Origin of the sequence: Cupriavidus sp. GA3-3 (assembly GCF_000389805.1) — a bacterium.
In the GTDB taxonomy this organism is placed as follows: Bacteria; Pseudomonadota; Gammaproteobacteria; order Burkholderiales; family Burkholderiaceae; genus Cupriavidus; species Cupriavidus necator_D.
This window is the reverse complement of the sequence record NZ_KB944478.1, coordinates 320,928-334,851: the sequence shown is the minus strand read 5'-3', so window position 1 is coordinate 334,851 and position 13,924 is coordinate 320,928. Positions and strand designations below refer to the sequence as shown.

Sequence of the window (13,924 nt, the reverse complement as noted above, 5' to 3'; positions counted from 1 at the left end):
TTTCATGCGCACGGCAAAATAGCGCTTGCCATGCGCGGATGAATCGCCCATAATCCGTCTCCTTCAGACGCGGGGTGGAGCAGTTGGCAGCTCGTCGGGCTCATAACCCGAAGGTCGCAGGTTCAAGTCCTGCCCCCGCAACCAACGCCTTATATCAGTATCCAGCGGCATTCGCCGCAGTCCTTCAAGGCGTTGTTCTCAAGGCCGTCCGGCCTGACTCACTCACTGCTCCGATGTCATTCCGCGCAACCCAAAGGCATGCCTTGCAGCGTTCGTGCGCTGGCACCACTAGGTGCGCACCAGTTCCGCCGCACGCCTGAAGGTATCGCGCACCAGCGGCTGGTCTTCACGCTCCGCGGCGTCGGCATGCTCACGCAGCCGCGTGGCCAGCACCGTCAGTGTTCCGTGCGCCTGCGGCCCGCCCGCGGCCTGGCACTTGGTTACCGCTTCGCGCATCACCGCATCGAGCTCGCCGCTGACATCGGCACCATCGAAGGCGCTCACCGAGAGAGCCGAGATGCGTTCCAGGTAGAGATTGACCAGCGCTTCATCGTGTAGCGGTTCGGACATGTCGGCTCCTTGTCGGTGACGGGGATACAGAACCCATTGTAGTGAAGCCGCCGCCTGCACAGGATCAAACGGTAATGATTCTTGTTCGGGTCCCTGCCGCGCTTCCCATACAAAGTGCACCTGCCCGATTCATTCCGACATTTGCCATCATGATGCTGCAGATTCCCGACGTACTGTCCAAGGCCCAGGTGGCGCAAGTCCGGCAGGTCATCGACGCGGCGGCGTGGGCCGACGGCAATGAGACCTCGGGCTACCAGTCGGCGCTGACCAAGCGCAACCTGCAGTTGCCGGAGGGCTCGCCGCGGCGCGCCAGGTGGGCGACCTGATCCAGGACGCGCTCGGCAACAACGCGCTGTTCTTCTCGGCGGCGCTGCCGCTGAAGGTCTATCCGCCGCTGTTCAACCGCTATGAAGGCGGGCATACCTTTGCCAACCATGTCGACAACGCGATCCGCTACCTGCGCGGCACCAGCTTCCGTATCCGCTGCGACCTGTCGGCGACGCTGTTCCTGACCGAGCCAGACGAATACGACGGCGGCGAACTGGTGATCGAGGACACCTACGGCCAGCAGCGCGTGAAGCTGCCGGCCGGGCATATGGTGCTGTACCCGGCCACCAGCATCCACCACGTGACGCCGGTCACGCGCGGGGCGCGGGTGTCATCGTTCTTCTGGATCCAGAGCATGGTGCGCGACGATGGCCAGCGCGCGCTGCTGTTCGAGCTGGACGCGCGTATCCGCCAGGTGGCGCAGGAACTCGGCCAGGCGCATGAATCGGTGATCGGCCTGACCGGGGTTTATCACAACCTGCTGCGCCGCTGGGCGGACTCCTGAACTCCGGCGGCGCTGCATCCCGTCAGCCAGCAAGCAGGCGCGGCTATCCGTCGCGCCGTCGCTGCATCTGCAACAGTTCGATCGGAGAGGGCTGGATGCGCCGCCGCGCCGGGCGCAGCGCGCGGTTGGGCCACAGCACGTAGTTGGTGTGCGGATCCAGCGGCTTGCCGAAGTACGAGACCCAGACCTGTACGCCGTGCTCGGTTTCGGCAACGATGGCCGCGACGGCGCGCGCCGCGGCGGAAGGGGACTTGAGCAGTTCCGCCAGGGCTTCGACGCCCTGCACGACATGGTGCTTCACCCCGGCAAACCATGCGTACTGACGCATGGCGGACAACAAACGCTTGGTCATGAACGCGACTCTGGTTGTGTGGAAAGTGCGAATGAGACCCGCACGCTCCCGGTTTGTTCACGTCGGTTTGCGAAATACCAGCATGACAGCGGCGCCATGTCGCTGTGATGGCATGCGCGTGGCATGCGTCACCTGGTATCGCTCCTGTGCGGCCCGCATCACGTGGCGTGCGCCGGCTCAGGTACCAGTGCAGAGAGTACCATTGCCAGCCGGTCCAGGGCAGGATCGATATCCAGCAGGTCGATGGCGCCGAAGCCCAGCAGCAGCCCCGCGCAGGTAGCAGGGGGCGTGGCATAGCAGGGATCGAGCGTGGCAAGTGCCAGGCCGGCCAGGCGCGCAGTCGAGACCAGTGCCTCGGACGCCACCGGCACGCGCAGCCGCGCCGCCAGGTGGAAGCCCGCCATTGCCGGCAGCGGCTCCAGCCACGGCGACAGGTCGCCGTGCAGCCGCGCCAGCAGGCGGGCGCGGCGCTGGGCGTGGCGCGCGTGCGAACGCCGGATATGGCGCAGCAGGTGACCCTCGGACAGGAAGCGCGCCAGCGCCTGCTGGATCAGCGTCGGCGTGTACCAGTCCATCAGGTGCTTGACCTTGCGCGCGGCCGGCATCAGCCAGGGCGGCACCACCAGGTAGCCGCAGCGCAGGTTGGCCACCAGCGTCTTCGAGAACGTGCCGAGGTAGACCACGCGGCCATGCCGGTCCAGCGTCTGCAGTGCGTCCAGCGCCTGGCCGCCGTAGCGGAATTCGCTGTCGTAGTCGTCTTCCAGGATCACCGCGTGGCGGCGTGCCGCCCAGTCCAGCAGCGCCTGGCGCCGCGCCAGGCTCATCGGCACGCCCAGCGGCGACTGGTGCGATGGCGTGACATAGACCAGCGTGGCATCGTTCGGCAGCGCCTCCACCACCAGCCCTTCACCATCGACCGGCACTGGCACCGCCCGTGCGCCCAGCCCCTGGAACAACGAACGCGCCATCGGATAGCCGGGATCCTCCATCGCCACCACGGCGCCGGGCCCGAGCAGCAGCCGGGCCAGCAGGTCGATGCCCTGTTGCGCGCCGCCCGTGACCAGGATGTCGGTCGGCATGCTCTGCACGCCACGCGTGAAGGCGATATGGCGGGCAATGGCCTGGCGCAGCACCATCTCACCGGCCGGATCGGCGACGCCGGGCGGGCGCTGGCGCTCGGCGGCCAGCGCCGCGCGCACGCAGCGCGACCAGGCTTCATGCGGAAAGCGCGTGGTATCGGCCTGCCCCGGCTGGAACCCATAGCGCGCGCCGCCGCCGGAGTCCAGGAACGGCGTCGGCACCGCCATCCAGCGCTGCACGGCAGGCGGCAGCACCGGCGCCGCCGCCATGCGCATGGCCGGGCGGGCCAGCCCCTCGGCCACATAGGTGCCGTCGCCGACGCGCGCGTGCAGCCAGCCTTCGGCCACCAGCCGTTCATACGCCGTGGTCACCGTCTTGCGCGCCACGCCCAGCTGGGTGCCAAGCAGGCGCGTAGGCGGCATGCGTGCGCCGGCCTCGAGCCGGCCGCCCTGGATCGCGTCGCGGATCTGGTGGACGATCTGCGCGGTCAGGTCGCTGGCTTGGTCCAGGGCGAGATGCAGTTCCATAAGGTACGCGTCGGTCAGGATTGGTCTACTGATTCTGCCGGAAATTGGCAGTGTGCGGGGCCAATCGATGGGTCTATCTTTCATCCCAACGGGCGCGACACCAGTGCCCGCCGAATCCAACCTGTCAAAGCGGAGATCGATCATGGAAGAACGGATGAACTGGCAAGACGTGGCCCCTGACGCCTACAAGGCAATGATTGGCCTGGAGGTCTATCTGGCACGCTGCTCGCTGGAGACCACGCTCAAGGAACTGGTGAAGATCCGCGCCTCGCAGATCAACGGTTGCGCGTTCTGCCTGGACATGCACATCACCGATGCGCGCAAGCATGGCGAAAGCGAGCGCCGCCTGAACCTGCTGCCGGCCTGGCGTGAAGTGAGCTGGTTCACCCCGCGCGAGCGCGCCGCGCTGGCGTGGACCGAGGCGCTGACGCTGCTGCCGCAAAGCCAGGCGCCGGATGCGGACTACCAGGACTTGCGAGAGCAATTCTCGGAAAAGGAAATGGCCGACCTGACGCTGCTGATCTCGGCCATCAATGCATGGAACCGCTTCGGCGTCGGTTTCCGTCGCCAGCCGCCTGCGCTCTGAGCCACGGCGCACATCCGCCCGACCCCAGCCGACCCGCGCCGTGACCTGCCGATTGACAAGCCGCGGCGCAGTGCATTAGCTTCTGTTGCAGATGCTGCACAAATGGCAACCGCCGGCGGCGCCGGCATTGGGGGCATGGTGGCGACACGTCAGGAGGGCGGGCAAGCCGTGGCCAAGGGTACTGTCGAGGCCCGGCGCGAGCGCGGCAGGGCCGCCCGCCAGCAGGTGCCGCGCGGTGCGCACGAGGCCATCGGCAACGTCGACCGCGACCCCGTCGAACTGCTGGAAATCAGCAGCCAGGGCCGGGTTGAGCGGCTGGTGCCGCTGCGCTACGGCCGCATGATCCAGTCGCCGTTCGCGTTCTACCGCGGCAGCGCCATCCTCCAGGCCCACGACCTGGCCGGCACCGCGGATTCCGGCCTGCATATGCAGATCTGCGGCGACTGCCACCTGGCCAACTTCGGCGGCTTTGCCACGCCCGAGCGCGCGCTGCTGTTCGACCTCAACGATTTCGACGAAACCAGTCCCGGTCCGTGGGAATGGGACCTCAAGCGCCTGTGCGCAAGCTTCGTGGTGGCGGCACGCCACCTGCGGCACAAGTCCGCTGTGGCCGAAGACATGGTGCGCGAGGCGGTGGGCAGCTACCAGCGCCGCATGCTCGCCTATGGCGAAATGGGCATGCTCGACACCTGGTACGACCGCATTACCTTCGAGCGGCTGCTTGAAGAAGACACCTTGCCCGAAGTCCAGAAGCGCATCCGGCGCGGCATGGAGCGCGCCGCCGACCGCACCCACGAGTCGCTGCTGCCCAAGCTGGCCGAGCGCATCGGCGACCGCTGGTCGATACTCGATGCGCCGCCGGCGATCTTCCACGTGCGCGGCGAGCAGACGCTGTTCGGGCCGGGCGACGACTGGCTGGCCGCCAGCGACGCGGACCTGGCGCTGGACCAGGCCTACCAGGACTACCTGTCCACGCTGGCCGCCGACCGGCGCCGGCTGCTCGGCCATTTCACGCGCCATGACCTGGCCTTCAAGGTGGTCGGGGTGGGCAGCGTGGGCAAGCGCTGCCTGGTGCAGCTGCTGGTGGACCAGCATGACAAGCCGCTGTTCCTGCAGGTCAAGGAGGCCACCAGGTCGGTGGTGGCGCGTTACTTCAAGAGCGCGCCGACCGCGCACGAGGGCCGCCGCGTGGTCGAGGGCCAGCGGCTGATGCAGGCCGCGAGCGACCTGTTCCTCGGCTGGACCAAGGGGCCGTTCGGGCGGCACTTCTATCTGCGGCAGCTGCGCGACATGAAGCTGTCGGCACAGATCGAGCTGATGGACGGCGAGCTGCTCGGCCGCTATGCCTCGCTGTGTGGCTGGGTGCTGGCGCGGGCGCACGCCAAGGCCAGCGGACTGGCCGCCGAGGTCAGCGGCTACCTGGGCCGCAGCGACCGCATGGCCGAGGCGATGGTAGGCTATGCCAATGGCTATGCTGACCAGGTCGAGCGCGACTACGATCAGTTTGTCGCCGCGTGCCGTTCGGGGCGCCTCGAGGCGCGCACCGATGCCGACATGGCTGCTGATTTCCGCGTGTAGCCCACGCGCCTTGCCTGGCCAGGAGTCTGCCCATGACAGAAGACACCCTGCTGCAACTGATGACGGAAGTCGAGAAGGAAGACCCCATCGACTACGCCGACCTGCCGTTCGACGACGCCGCGCTGCGCCGGCTGGCGTGCCGGCTGATCGCCGAGCGCTCCAGCGAGATGGAGGCGTCCGGCCTGCCGGTGGAAGCGCTGCTGGCCACGATGTGGGCCTCCACAGCCAAGCTGGTGCTGGAAAACCTGGTGCTGAACGCGCGCTTGCTGAGGCTGCAGGGCCTGCCCGACGACGCCCAGGCGCTGATCGAGCGCATCGCGCGGCAGTCGCGCGGCGGGGCCTGAACGCGCCAGCCTGACTTCCCGGCCCGCACCGCGGGCCATGTGCCGCAATCGTCTCAAGCTGCGGCGGCTCTGCCGTTTCGCTAAAATACGCGTTTTCACCCAGCCGGTCCGCGCTGTGACTGACACGCGGCGGAGGCGGCTGACCAGGAGGATTTCGGTGATCAAGTGGATTATCGTCGCGGGCTACCTCGGTGCCGTGCTGTATGTGCACTTCCGCGGCAAGGTGCGCCTGCGCATCTGGCGCCAGCTGCTGGACCATTCGGCCCTGGTGGCCCCGATCAACTGCTTCATGTATGCGTTCTCGGGCGTGCCCCGCACGCCGTACATCCCGGTCGACAATTTCCCCGACCTGGAAAAGCTGCGCGCCGCCTGGCCCGAGATCCGCGACGAAGGGCTGGCGCTGACCGCGATGCGCAAGATCAAGGCAGCGGACAAGAACGACGACGCCGGCTTCAATTCCTTCTTCAAGTACGGCTGGAAGCGCTTCTACCTGAAGTGGTACGAGGCCCAGCACCCGTCGGCCGAGCAGCTCTGCCCCAAGACCGTGGCGCTGCTGCGCGAGCTGCCCACGGTGAAGGCGGCGATGTTTGCCGAGCTGCCGCCGGGCGGCAAGCTCAACCCGCACCGCGACCCGTTCGCCGGCTCGCTGCGCTACCACCTGGGCCTGGCCACGCCGAACGACGACCGCTGCTTTATCGAGGTCGACGGCGAGCGCCACAGCTGGCGCGACGGTGAGGGCGTGGTCTTCGACGAAACCTACCTGCACTGGGCCGAGAACCGCAGCGATGCCAACCGGCTGATCCTGTTCTGCGATATCGAGCGCCCGATGCGCTACGGGTGGGCTGCGAAGTTCAACCACTGGATGGGCCGCAAGGTCATGACCGCGGCCAGCTCGCCCAATGACGAGCACGACCAGACCGGCATGATCAACCGGCTGTTCCGCTTTGTCTGGCTGGGCGGCCAGTATCGCCGCCGCTTCAAGGCCTGGAACCGCCAGCTTTACTACGTCACCAAGTTCGGCCTGATCGTGCTGGGCGTGGGGCTGATCGTCTTCCTGTAAGAAGCAAAATCCGGCGGTTTGCTCCCCTCTCCCGCAGGCGGGAGAGGGGAGCAAACAATGGGCCCGTTTCTTTTGCTCGCGGAGATCCCGATGCGCACCCGTATTGCAGTGTTGCTGGCCTTCGCTGTCGTTGGCGCGGCCGCTTGCAGCAACACCCCGGCAGAGCGCCCGGGGAGCGCCCAGACAATCGGCAAGTCCAACCCCGCCTCCGTCAACTGCACGCAGCGCGGCGGCAAGCTGCAGATCGTGTCGACCCCGGCCGGCCAGTCCGGCATCTGCATCTTCCCGTCAGGCAAGCAATGCGAGGAGTGGGCGCTGATGCGCGGCGAATGCACGCCGGGCTGAGCCGCCAGGCTTCAATCGCGGCGGCGTTCGTTGGCCAGCGTGGTGTAGTAGTCGCGCTTGGCTTGATACATGCGGCTGTCGGCCAGCTTGACGACCTCATTCAGCCGGTCGCCCTGCAGACAGGTGGCGTGGCCGATGGAAAGGCTCAGGCGTGTGCCCGGGTAGAACTGGTTGTTCAGCTCCACCACCTTGCCGATCTGCTCGACCACCGTGGCGGCGCCGCGCTCGTCGCGCCCGGGCAGCAGGATCATGAACTCGTCGCCGCCGATACGCGCCACGCAGGCCTGCTCGCCCACCGCCTTCTTCAACACCTCGCCGGTGCGGCGCAGCAGCCCGTCACCGTCGGCATGGCCGAACTGGTCGTTGACCACCTTGAGGCCGTTCAGGTCCACCGCCACCACGCTGACCGGCCACGGGCCCTTGCGGCCCAGCCGCGCCAGCTCGTCCTCATAGTAGGCGCGGTTGTAGAGCTTGGTCAGCACGTCGTGCTTGCCCAGGAACTCGACATAGGCTTCTGCCTTCTTGCGCGCCGTGATATCGGTCAGCGACACCAGCACCTGGTCCCAGTCCGCTTCCCGCCCGGGGAATACCGACCACTGCATGAAGACGTCCACGGCGCGGCCATCGAGCGCGTAGTTGATGACTTCGCGCTGCTGCCACAGCTTCTCGTGCCAGAGGTCGATCAGCTGCTCGGCAAAATGGATGCGCATGTCGTCGCGGAACACATCGCCCAGCCGCGACAGCAGGGCCTGCTTGCTGTCCGCGCCGAACATCTGCAGCGTCTGCTGGTTGACGTCGAGCACTCGGATCTCCTGCATGCAGCGTGAGACAAAGTCCGGATGCACGTTGAGGAAGGTGCGGAAGTCGGTGATGCCGGCGCCGCGCACTTCATCGAGCAGCACCTTGACCGCGCTGAAGTCCTCTACCCACAGCGACACCGGCGAATGCTCGAACAGTCCCAGCGCATACTGCTCGCTGCGGCGCAGTTCACGCTCGGTGCGCATGCGCGGGGTGATGTCCCTGATCGACAACAGCACGCGCTCCCAGGTATCTTCGTGGCCCGGCAACACCGTGGCCTCCAGCTGGATATCGAGCCGCTCGCCATCCAGCGCGTAGTTGACGGTCTGGCTGGCGAAGCGATTGCCGCCGTCCCACAACTGGCCGAGCTCCTCGACATGCTGGTCGAGCATGTCGTCGCGGAAGACTGTGTCGAGGTTGGCCACCAGGTCGTCGAGATCGGCTGCCCGGAACAGCTCCAGCGTGCGCCGGTTCACGTCGATCACGCGGATCAGCGCCGAGCACTGCGCCGCTTGCCGCGGGTCCGCGCGCAGGTGGGCGCGCAGGTCGGTGACACCTTCCTTGCGCAGTTGCGCAAAATACTCGCGCACGGCGCTGAAGTCTTCCAGCCACAGCGAGACAGGTGCCAGTTGGAACAGGGTTTGATAGTCGTCCAGGTTGTTGCCGGCAGGGTTGCCGGCACCCTTGCCGACGGACGTTGCCGCGGATGCACTGCTCAAGGCTTTTCTCCTTTTTCTTTTTCCCGTGGTGCACGGCGCCCCGTGGTCGGTCTTCGCCCCCGGAGACCAGCCGGGCCGCCCCTGCGCACCAGCGCATTAGCATAGGCGAGGCGCAGGCAAAAGGGGAGGGATATTGCAGGCAGGCGCCAGGGCTAGCCCGCCAGCCGCTGCACGATGGCGGCCAGCGTGCCCAGCGCCCGCTCGATCTGCGCCGAGCGCGGCGTGCCGCAGTTGACGCGCAGGCAGTGGTCGAAGCGGCCGGCGTTGGAGAACATCACGCCCGGCATCACGCGGATGCCGGCCTGCAGCGCCTGGTCGAACACCGCCTCGGACGATATCTGGGCGGGCAGTTCCACCCACAGGTGCATGCCGCCGCGCGGGGACCCCAGCCGCGTGCCGGCGGGAAAGCTTGCGGCGATGGCCTGCGCGAACCATTCGCGCTGCGCGCACAGCCGGGTGCGCAGCCGGCGCAGGTGGCGGTCGTGCGCGCCGGAAGCCAGGAAGTCGGCGGCCGCCATCTGCGACAGCATCTCGTTGGGCCGCGACAGGCCGAACTTGAGCATTTCCACGCGCGCCTGCCATTTGCCGGCGGCGATCCAGCCCAGGCGCATGCCGGGCGCCAGCACCTTGTGCAGCGAAGCGCAGTGGATCACGTTGCCGCTGCCATCCCAGGCCTTGGCCGCGGCCGGCGGCGCATCGCTGTCGGCGGTGGCCGAGAAGCAGTCGTCCTCGATCAGCGCGATGCCGCGCGCTTCGCACCACTGCACCAGCCGCGCCTTGTGCGCGTCCGGCATGATGCAGCCGAGCGGGTTCTGCAGGTTGGGCACCACCGCCACCGCACGGATGTTGTCGTAGTGCTGCGCGGCCAGCTCCAGCGCCTCCAGCGAGATGCCGGTCTGGGGGCTGCACGGGATCTCCAGCGCGCGCATGCCCAGGCTTTCCAGGATCTGCAGCAGGCCGTAGTAGGTCGGCGATTCCACCGCGATCACGTCGCCCGGCCCCGCCACCGCGCGCAGCGCGAGGTTGAGCGCCTCGGTGCAGCCGTTGGTGATGACGATTTCTTCCGGCGCGAGCTGCACGCGCGCCCGCAACGCCTGGCGCGCCAGCGCGGAGCGCAGCGGCTGGTAGCCCTCGGGCTCGACCGCTTCGCCGAACAGCATCGGATGCCGGCGCAGCGCACGGGTCGCGGCGCTGCGCAGCGCCTCGGTCGGATACAGTGACGGCGCGCAATAGGCGCCGCCCAGGTTGGTATGCACATGCTGGTGCTGGCCACGCGCCAGCAAGCCGGAAATGCGCTGGTGGATGCCGACATACTGCGCCGGATCAGGCAAGGCCGCGGCCGGCTCGGCCAGCGCCGCCAGCGGCGAACGCAGCGGTGCCGCGACGAAATAACCCGAGCGCGGCCGCGCTTCCAGCAAGCCGTCGCTCTCGAGCTGCCTGCATGCCTGCAGCGCGGTGGACAGGCTCACACTGTGCAGCGCCATCAGCGCGCGCACCGACGGCATGCGGTCACCGGCGGCGAGCGTTCCGGATTCGATGGCGCGGCGGTAGTGGCCGGCAACCTGGCGGTAGAGCGGGGCGGATTCCATTGGGGCCATCGTGGCGCGGTTGGCCGCATCAGTACAGATACAGAAGCGGGGCAACTGTATCGTAACAGGGCTGAATTCGCATGGCTGTTCCGGTCCAGGCGGTTCCGCGGTGTGCCTGCCGCGGCTGAGATCAGGTCGATAGGCTGGAGTCCTGTGCCTGTTACCGGAGTCCTGCCATGCAAAGCGATCTCAACGACACATCAACCGTGGTGCCGCTTCTGGCCGGCCAGTGCCTGCGCCTGCGCGTGGCGGCGGGCACCGTGCTGCATGCCGGCGCGGGTGAACTGGAGCTGGCCGGGCCGCCCCAATGGCTGGCCGAGACCTGCTACGTACCGCGGCGGCGCCTGCGCGCGGGCGATACGTGGACCGTGCCCGCGCGCGGCTGGCTGACGCTGTCGGCAAGCCGCGCCGGCGCATTGTCGATCACTGACCCGCCGGGCTGGCTGCCCCGGCTGCAAGCCTGGCTGGCGTTGTCCTGGCGCCGCACCGGCCCGGCCCGCCAGCCCGAATCCCGCCAGATTCCCGACTCCGCGCCCGAAAGCCTATAAAATTGCGCTCCGGCCGGCCTGGCACATTGGTGTGCCCAACCCCCCGGCCGCAGTTCTCGGGTTCCCCATGCTACGTCTAAGTGAAGTCAAACTCCCGCTCGACCATACCGAAAGCGACCTGGACGCCGCCGTGCGCACCAGCGCCGCGCAGATCGGCGTCAAGGGAGACGCCCTGATCGGCTATACCGTGTTCCGCCGTGCCCACGATGCGCGCAAGCGCTCGGATATCAAGCTCACCTACATCATCGATATCGAGGTCGGCGACGAGGCCGCGGCAATCAAACGCATGGCCGGCAAGCCGAACTGGAGCGTGACGCCCGACATGGCGTACCACTTCGTCGCGCGCGCGCAGGCGGGCAGCTCGCATCCGCGCCCGGTGGTGATCGGCATGGGCCCGTGCGGCCTGCTGGCCGGCCTGATCCTGGCGCAGTCGGGCTTCCGCCCGATCATCCTGGAGCGCGGCAAGGAAGTGCGCGAGCGCACCAGGGACACCTTCGGCCTGTGGCGCAAAAGCGTGCTCAATCCGGAATCGAACGTGCAGTTCGGGGAAGGCGGCGCGGGCACGTTCTCGGACGGCAAGCTGTACAGCCAGATCAAGGACCCCAAGCACTATGGCCGCAAGGTGCTCAACGAGTTCGTGCGCGCCGGCGCGCCGGAGGACATCCTGTACAAGGCGCGCCCGCACATCGGTACCTTCCGGCTGGTCAGCATGGTCGAGAAGATGCGCGCCGAGATCATCGAACTGGGCGGCGAGATCCGCTTCGAGACGCGCGTCGACGATATCGACATCGACAACGGCCAGGTGCGCGGCCTGAAGCTGTCCAGCGGCGAATACCTGGAAGCCGACCACGTCATCATGGCGGTCGGCCACAGCGCGCGCGACACCTTCGAGATGCTGCACAGGCGCGGCGTGTTCATGGAGGCCAAGCCGTTCTCGCTGGGTTTCCGCATCGAGCATCCGCAGGGGCTGATCAACCGCAGCCGCTTCGGCAAGTTCGCCGGCAACAAGCTGCTGGGCGCGGCCGATTACAAGGTCGTGCATCACTGCAGCAACGGGCGGTCGGTGTACAGCTTCTGCATGTGCCCGGGCGGCACGGTGGTGGCGGCTGCGTCAGAGCCGGGCCGAGTGGTGACCAACGGCATGAGCCAGTACAAGCGCGCCGAGCGCAACGCCAATGCCGGCATCGTGGTCGGCATCACGCCCGAGGACTATCCCGGCGGCCCGCTCGCCGGCATCGAATTCCAGCGCAAGTGGGAAGAGCGCGCGTTCGAGCTGGGCGGCAGCAACTACTGCGCGCCGGGCCAGCTGGTGGGCGATTTCATCGCGGGACGGCCGTCGACGTCGCTGGGTTCGGTCGAGCCCTCGTACAAGCCCGGCGTGACGCCGACCGACCTGAGCACGTCGCTGCCTGACTACGTGATCGCGGCGATCCGCGAGGGCATTCCCGAGATCGACAAGAAGCTGCCTGGCTTTGCCCTGCATGATGCCGTGCTGACCGGGGTGGAGACGCGCACCTCGTCGCCGCTGCGCATCCGCCGCAACAACGATGACTACCAGAGCATCAATGTGAAGGGCCTGTACCCGGCGGGCGAAGGCGCGGGTTATGCCGGCGGCATCTACTCCGCGGCGATCGACGGCATCGAAGTGGCCGAGGCGGTGGCGCTCAGCATCGTCGGCGGCAAGGCCGCCTAAGCCTGCTGCAGGTAAGCCGCGGCGCCGAGCGCCGCGGTGCGCCCGCTGGCAAAGCACGCCGTCAGCAGGTAGCCGCCGGTGGGTGCCTCCCAGTCCAGCATCTCGCCGGCGCAGAACACGCCCGGCAGCGCGCGCAGCATCAACCCTTCATCCATCGCCTCGAAGCGCACGCCACCGGCGCTGCTGATCACTTCGTCGATGGGCCGCGGGCGCAGCAGCCGCAGCGGCAACGCCTTGATCGATGCGGCCAGCGTGCCGGCATCGTGCATCGCTTCCTTCGACAGGCATTCGCGCAGCAGTCCGGCCTTGACGCCGGTGAGGCCGAGCCGGCTTTGCAGGTGGCTCGACAGCGAGCGCGCGCCGCGCGGATGCGTTACCTGCGCGCTGACATGTTCGGCGCTATGCGCCGGCAGCAGGTCCAGGTGGATGGTGGCGCCGCCATCGGTCTCGATGCGGTCGCGGATCGGCGCGGACAGCGCGTAGACCAGGCTGCCTTCGATGCCGGTCGCGCTGATGACGAACTCGCCCTGGCGGTAGTGCGCTTGCCCGTCGCGGTCGGTCAGGGCGATGGCTACTGGCTTGACCGGCTCGCCGGCAAAGCGCGCCGCGAACGCTTCGCTCCACGCCACATCGAAACCGCAGTTGGCAGGCCGCAGCGGCGCAATCCCGACGCCGCGCTCGGTCAGCCGCGGCACCCACGCACCATCCGATCCCAGCCTTGCCCAGCTGGCACCGCCCAGCGCCAGCACCACCGCGCGTGCCTGCACGACCGTTTCACCGTGCGGCGTGGCAAAGCGCAGCGCATGCTGCGCGCCCTCGTCCCAGCCCAGCCAGCGGTGACGCATATGGAACTGCACGCCGGACTCGCGCAGGCGGTGCAGCCACGCGCGCAGCATCGGCGCGGCCTTCATGTCGGTCGGAAAGACGCGGCCGGAACTGCCGACGAAGGTCTCGATGCCAAGCCCGTGCACCCAGTCGCGCAGGGCCTGCGGGCCGAAGCCCGCCAGCATCGGCGCGATCTGTGCGGTGCGGGCGCCATAGCGGCCGAGGAAGGCCGGCTCCGGCTCCGCGTGGGTCAGGTTCATGCCGCCCTTGCCGGCCATCAAAAACTTGCGCCCGACCGACGGCATCGCGTCGTAGACGGCCACGCTGGCACCTTGCGCCGCCAGCACTTCGGCCGCCATCAGGCCGGCCGGACCGCCGCCGATGACGGCAACGTCGACGCTGGCTTGGGAAGGGGAGGAAGTGGCGGAAGAGGGCATCAGGAGGCTCGGCAGGGGGCGGGGTGTTTCCGCCGCGGATT

At 67.9% G+C, this 13,924-nt stretch carries 13 protein-coding genes, 1 tRNA gene and 1 pseudogene; 9 read left to right on the top strand and 6 right to left on the bottom strand.

From position 1 onward, the window contains the following. Window positions 1–68: 68 nt before the first annotated feature. A tRNA-Met gene (locus C265_RS15360) sits at window positions 69–144 on the top strand. A gap of 144 nt (window positions 145–288) precedes the next feature. Here the strand turns inward: C265_RS15360 and C265_RS15355 are convergent. Beyond that, window positions 289–570 (bottom strand): hypothetical protein, encoded by a 282-nt coding sequence (locus tag C265_RS15355; protein ID WP_010809220.1) that lies wholly within the window; start codon window positions 568–570, stop codon window positions 289–291. A gap of 149 nt (window positions 571–719) precedes the next feature. On the opposite strand from C265_RS15355, the pseudogene C265_RS15350 reads away from it, so the two are divergent. Beyond that, window positions 720–1,402 (top strand): annotated as a pseudogene (locus tag C265_RS15350) (Fe2+-dependent dioxygenase). A 43-nt stretch (window positions 1,403–1,445) separates the two neighbouring features. On the opposite strand, the gene C265_RS15345 reads toward C265_RS15350, so the two are convergent. Together C265_RS15345 and C265_RS15340 are read right to left on the bottom strand one after the other, a co-directional pair. After that, window positions 1,446–1,754, bottom strand: coding sequence for a hypothetical protein (locus tag C265_RS15345; protein WP_010809219.1), 309 nt, complete (start codon window positions 1,752–1,754; stop codon window positions 1,446–1,448). 158 nt (window positions 1,755–1,912) lie between these two features. Beyond that, a complete protein-coding gene (locus tag C265_RS15340) occupies window positions 1,913–3,361 on the bottom strand; it encodes a PLP-dependent aminotransferase family protein (RefSeq protein ID WP_010809218.1) in 1,449 nt (482 codons plus the stop codon). Window positions 3,362–3,503: 142 nt separating this feature from the next. Between C265_RS15340 and C265_RS15335 the strand changes: the two genes are divergently transcribed. From C265_RS15335 to C265_RS15315, 5 genes are all read left to right on the top strand, one after another. Further along, window positions 3,504–3,947, top strand: a complete 444-nt coding sequence (locus C265_RS15335; RefSeq protein ID WP_010809217.1) for a carboxymuconolactone decarboxylase family protein — start codon at window positions 3,504–3,506, stop codon at window positions 3,945–3,947. A 135-nt stretch (window positions 3,948–4,082) separates the two neighbouring features. Then, the gene (locus tag C265_RS15330) at window positions 4,083–5,525 is read left to right on the top strand and encodes a DUF2252 domain-containing protein (protein ID WP_052181627.1); all 1,443 of its coding nucleotides are present in this window, start codon (window positions 4,083–4,085) and stop codon (window positions 5,523–5,525) included. Window positions 5,526–5,557: 32 nt separating this feature from the next. Further along, window positions 5,558–5,869, top strand: coding sequence for a hypothetical protein (locus C265_RS15325; protein ID WP_010809215.1), 312 nt, complete (start codon window positions 5,558–5,560; stop codon window positions 5,867–5,869). A 157-nt stretch (window positions 5,870–6,026) separates the two neighbouring features. Beyond that, window positions 6,027–6,929, top strand: a complete 903-nt coding sequence (lpxO, locus tag C265_RS15320; RefSeq protein WP_010809214.1) for a lipid A hydroxylase LpxO — start codon at window positions 6,027–6,029, stop codon at window positions 6,927–6,929. A gap of 90 nt (window positions 6,930–7,019) precedes the next feature. Continuing rightward, the gene (locus C265_RS15315) at window positions 7,020–7,274 is read left to right on the top strand and encodes a DUF333 domain-containing protein (protein ID WP_010809213.1); all 255 of its coding nucleotides are present in this window, start codon (window positions 7,020–7,022) and stop codon (window positions 7,272–7,274) included. An 11-nt stretch (window positions 7,275–7,285) separates the two neighbouring features. Here C265_RS15315 and C265_RS15310 read toward each other — a convergent pair whose 3' ends face one another. Both C265_RS15310 and C265_RS15305 read right to left on the bottom strand, forming a co-directional pair. After that, window positions 7,286–8,791, bottom strand: coding sequence for a sensor domain-containing diguanylate cyclase (locus C265_RS15310; RefSeq protein ID WP_010809212.1), 1,506 nt, complete (start codon window positions 8,789–8,791; stop codon window positions 7,286–7,288). A 152-nt stretch (window positions 8,792–8,943) separates the two neighbouring features. Further along, on the bottom strand, window positions 8,944–10,380 hold the full coding sequence (locus tag C265_RS15305) for a PLP-dependent aminotransferase family protein (RefSeq protein WP_010809211.1): 1,437 nt from the start codon (window positions 10,378–10,380) through the stop codon (window positions 8,944–8,946). Window positions 10,381–10,556: 176 nt separating this feature from the next. Between C265_RS15305 and C265_RS15300 the strand changes: the two genes are divergently transcribed. Together C265_RS15300 and C265_RS15295 are read left to right on the top strand one after the other, a co-directional pair. Beyond that, the gene (locus tag C265_RS15300; protein WP_010809210.1) at window positions 10,557–10,928 is read left to right on the top strand and encodes a hypothetical protein; all 372 of its coding nucleotides are present in this window, start codon (window positions 10,557–10,559) and stop codon (window positions 10,926–10,928) included. A gap of 67 nt (window positions 10,929–10,995) precedes the next feature. Then, on the top strand, window positions 10,996–12,621 hold the full coding sequence (locus C265_RS15295; protein WP_010809209.1) for an NAD(P)/FAD-dependent oxidoreductase: 1,626 nt from the start codon (window positions 10,996–10,998) through the stop codon (window positions 12,619–12,621). Here C265_RS15295 and C265_RS15290 read toward each other — a convergent pair. Further along, window positions 12,618–13,883 (bottom strand): TIGR03862 family flavoprotein, encoded by a 1,266-nt coding sequence (locus tag C265_RS15290; RefSeq protein WP_010809208.1) that lies wholly within the window; start codon window positions 13,881–13,883, stop codon window positions 12,618–12,620. The genes C265_RS15295 and C265_RS15290 overlap by 4 nt on opposite strands. Window positions 13,884–13,924: the final 41 nt, after the last annotated feature.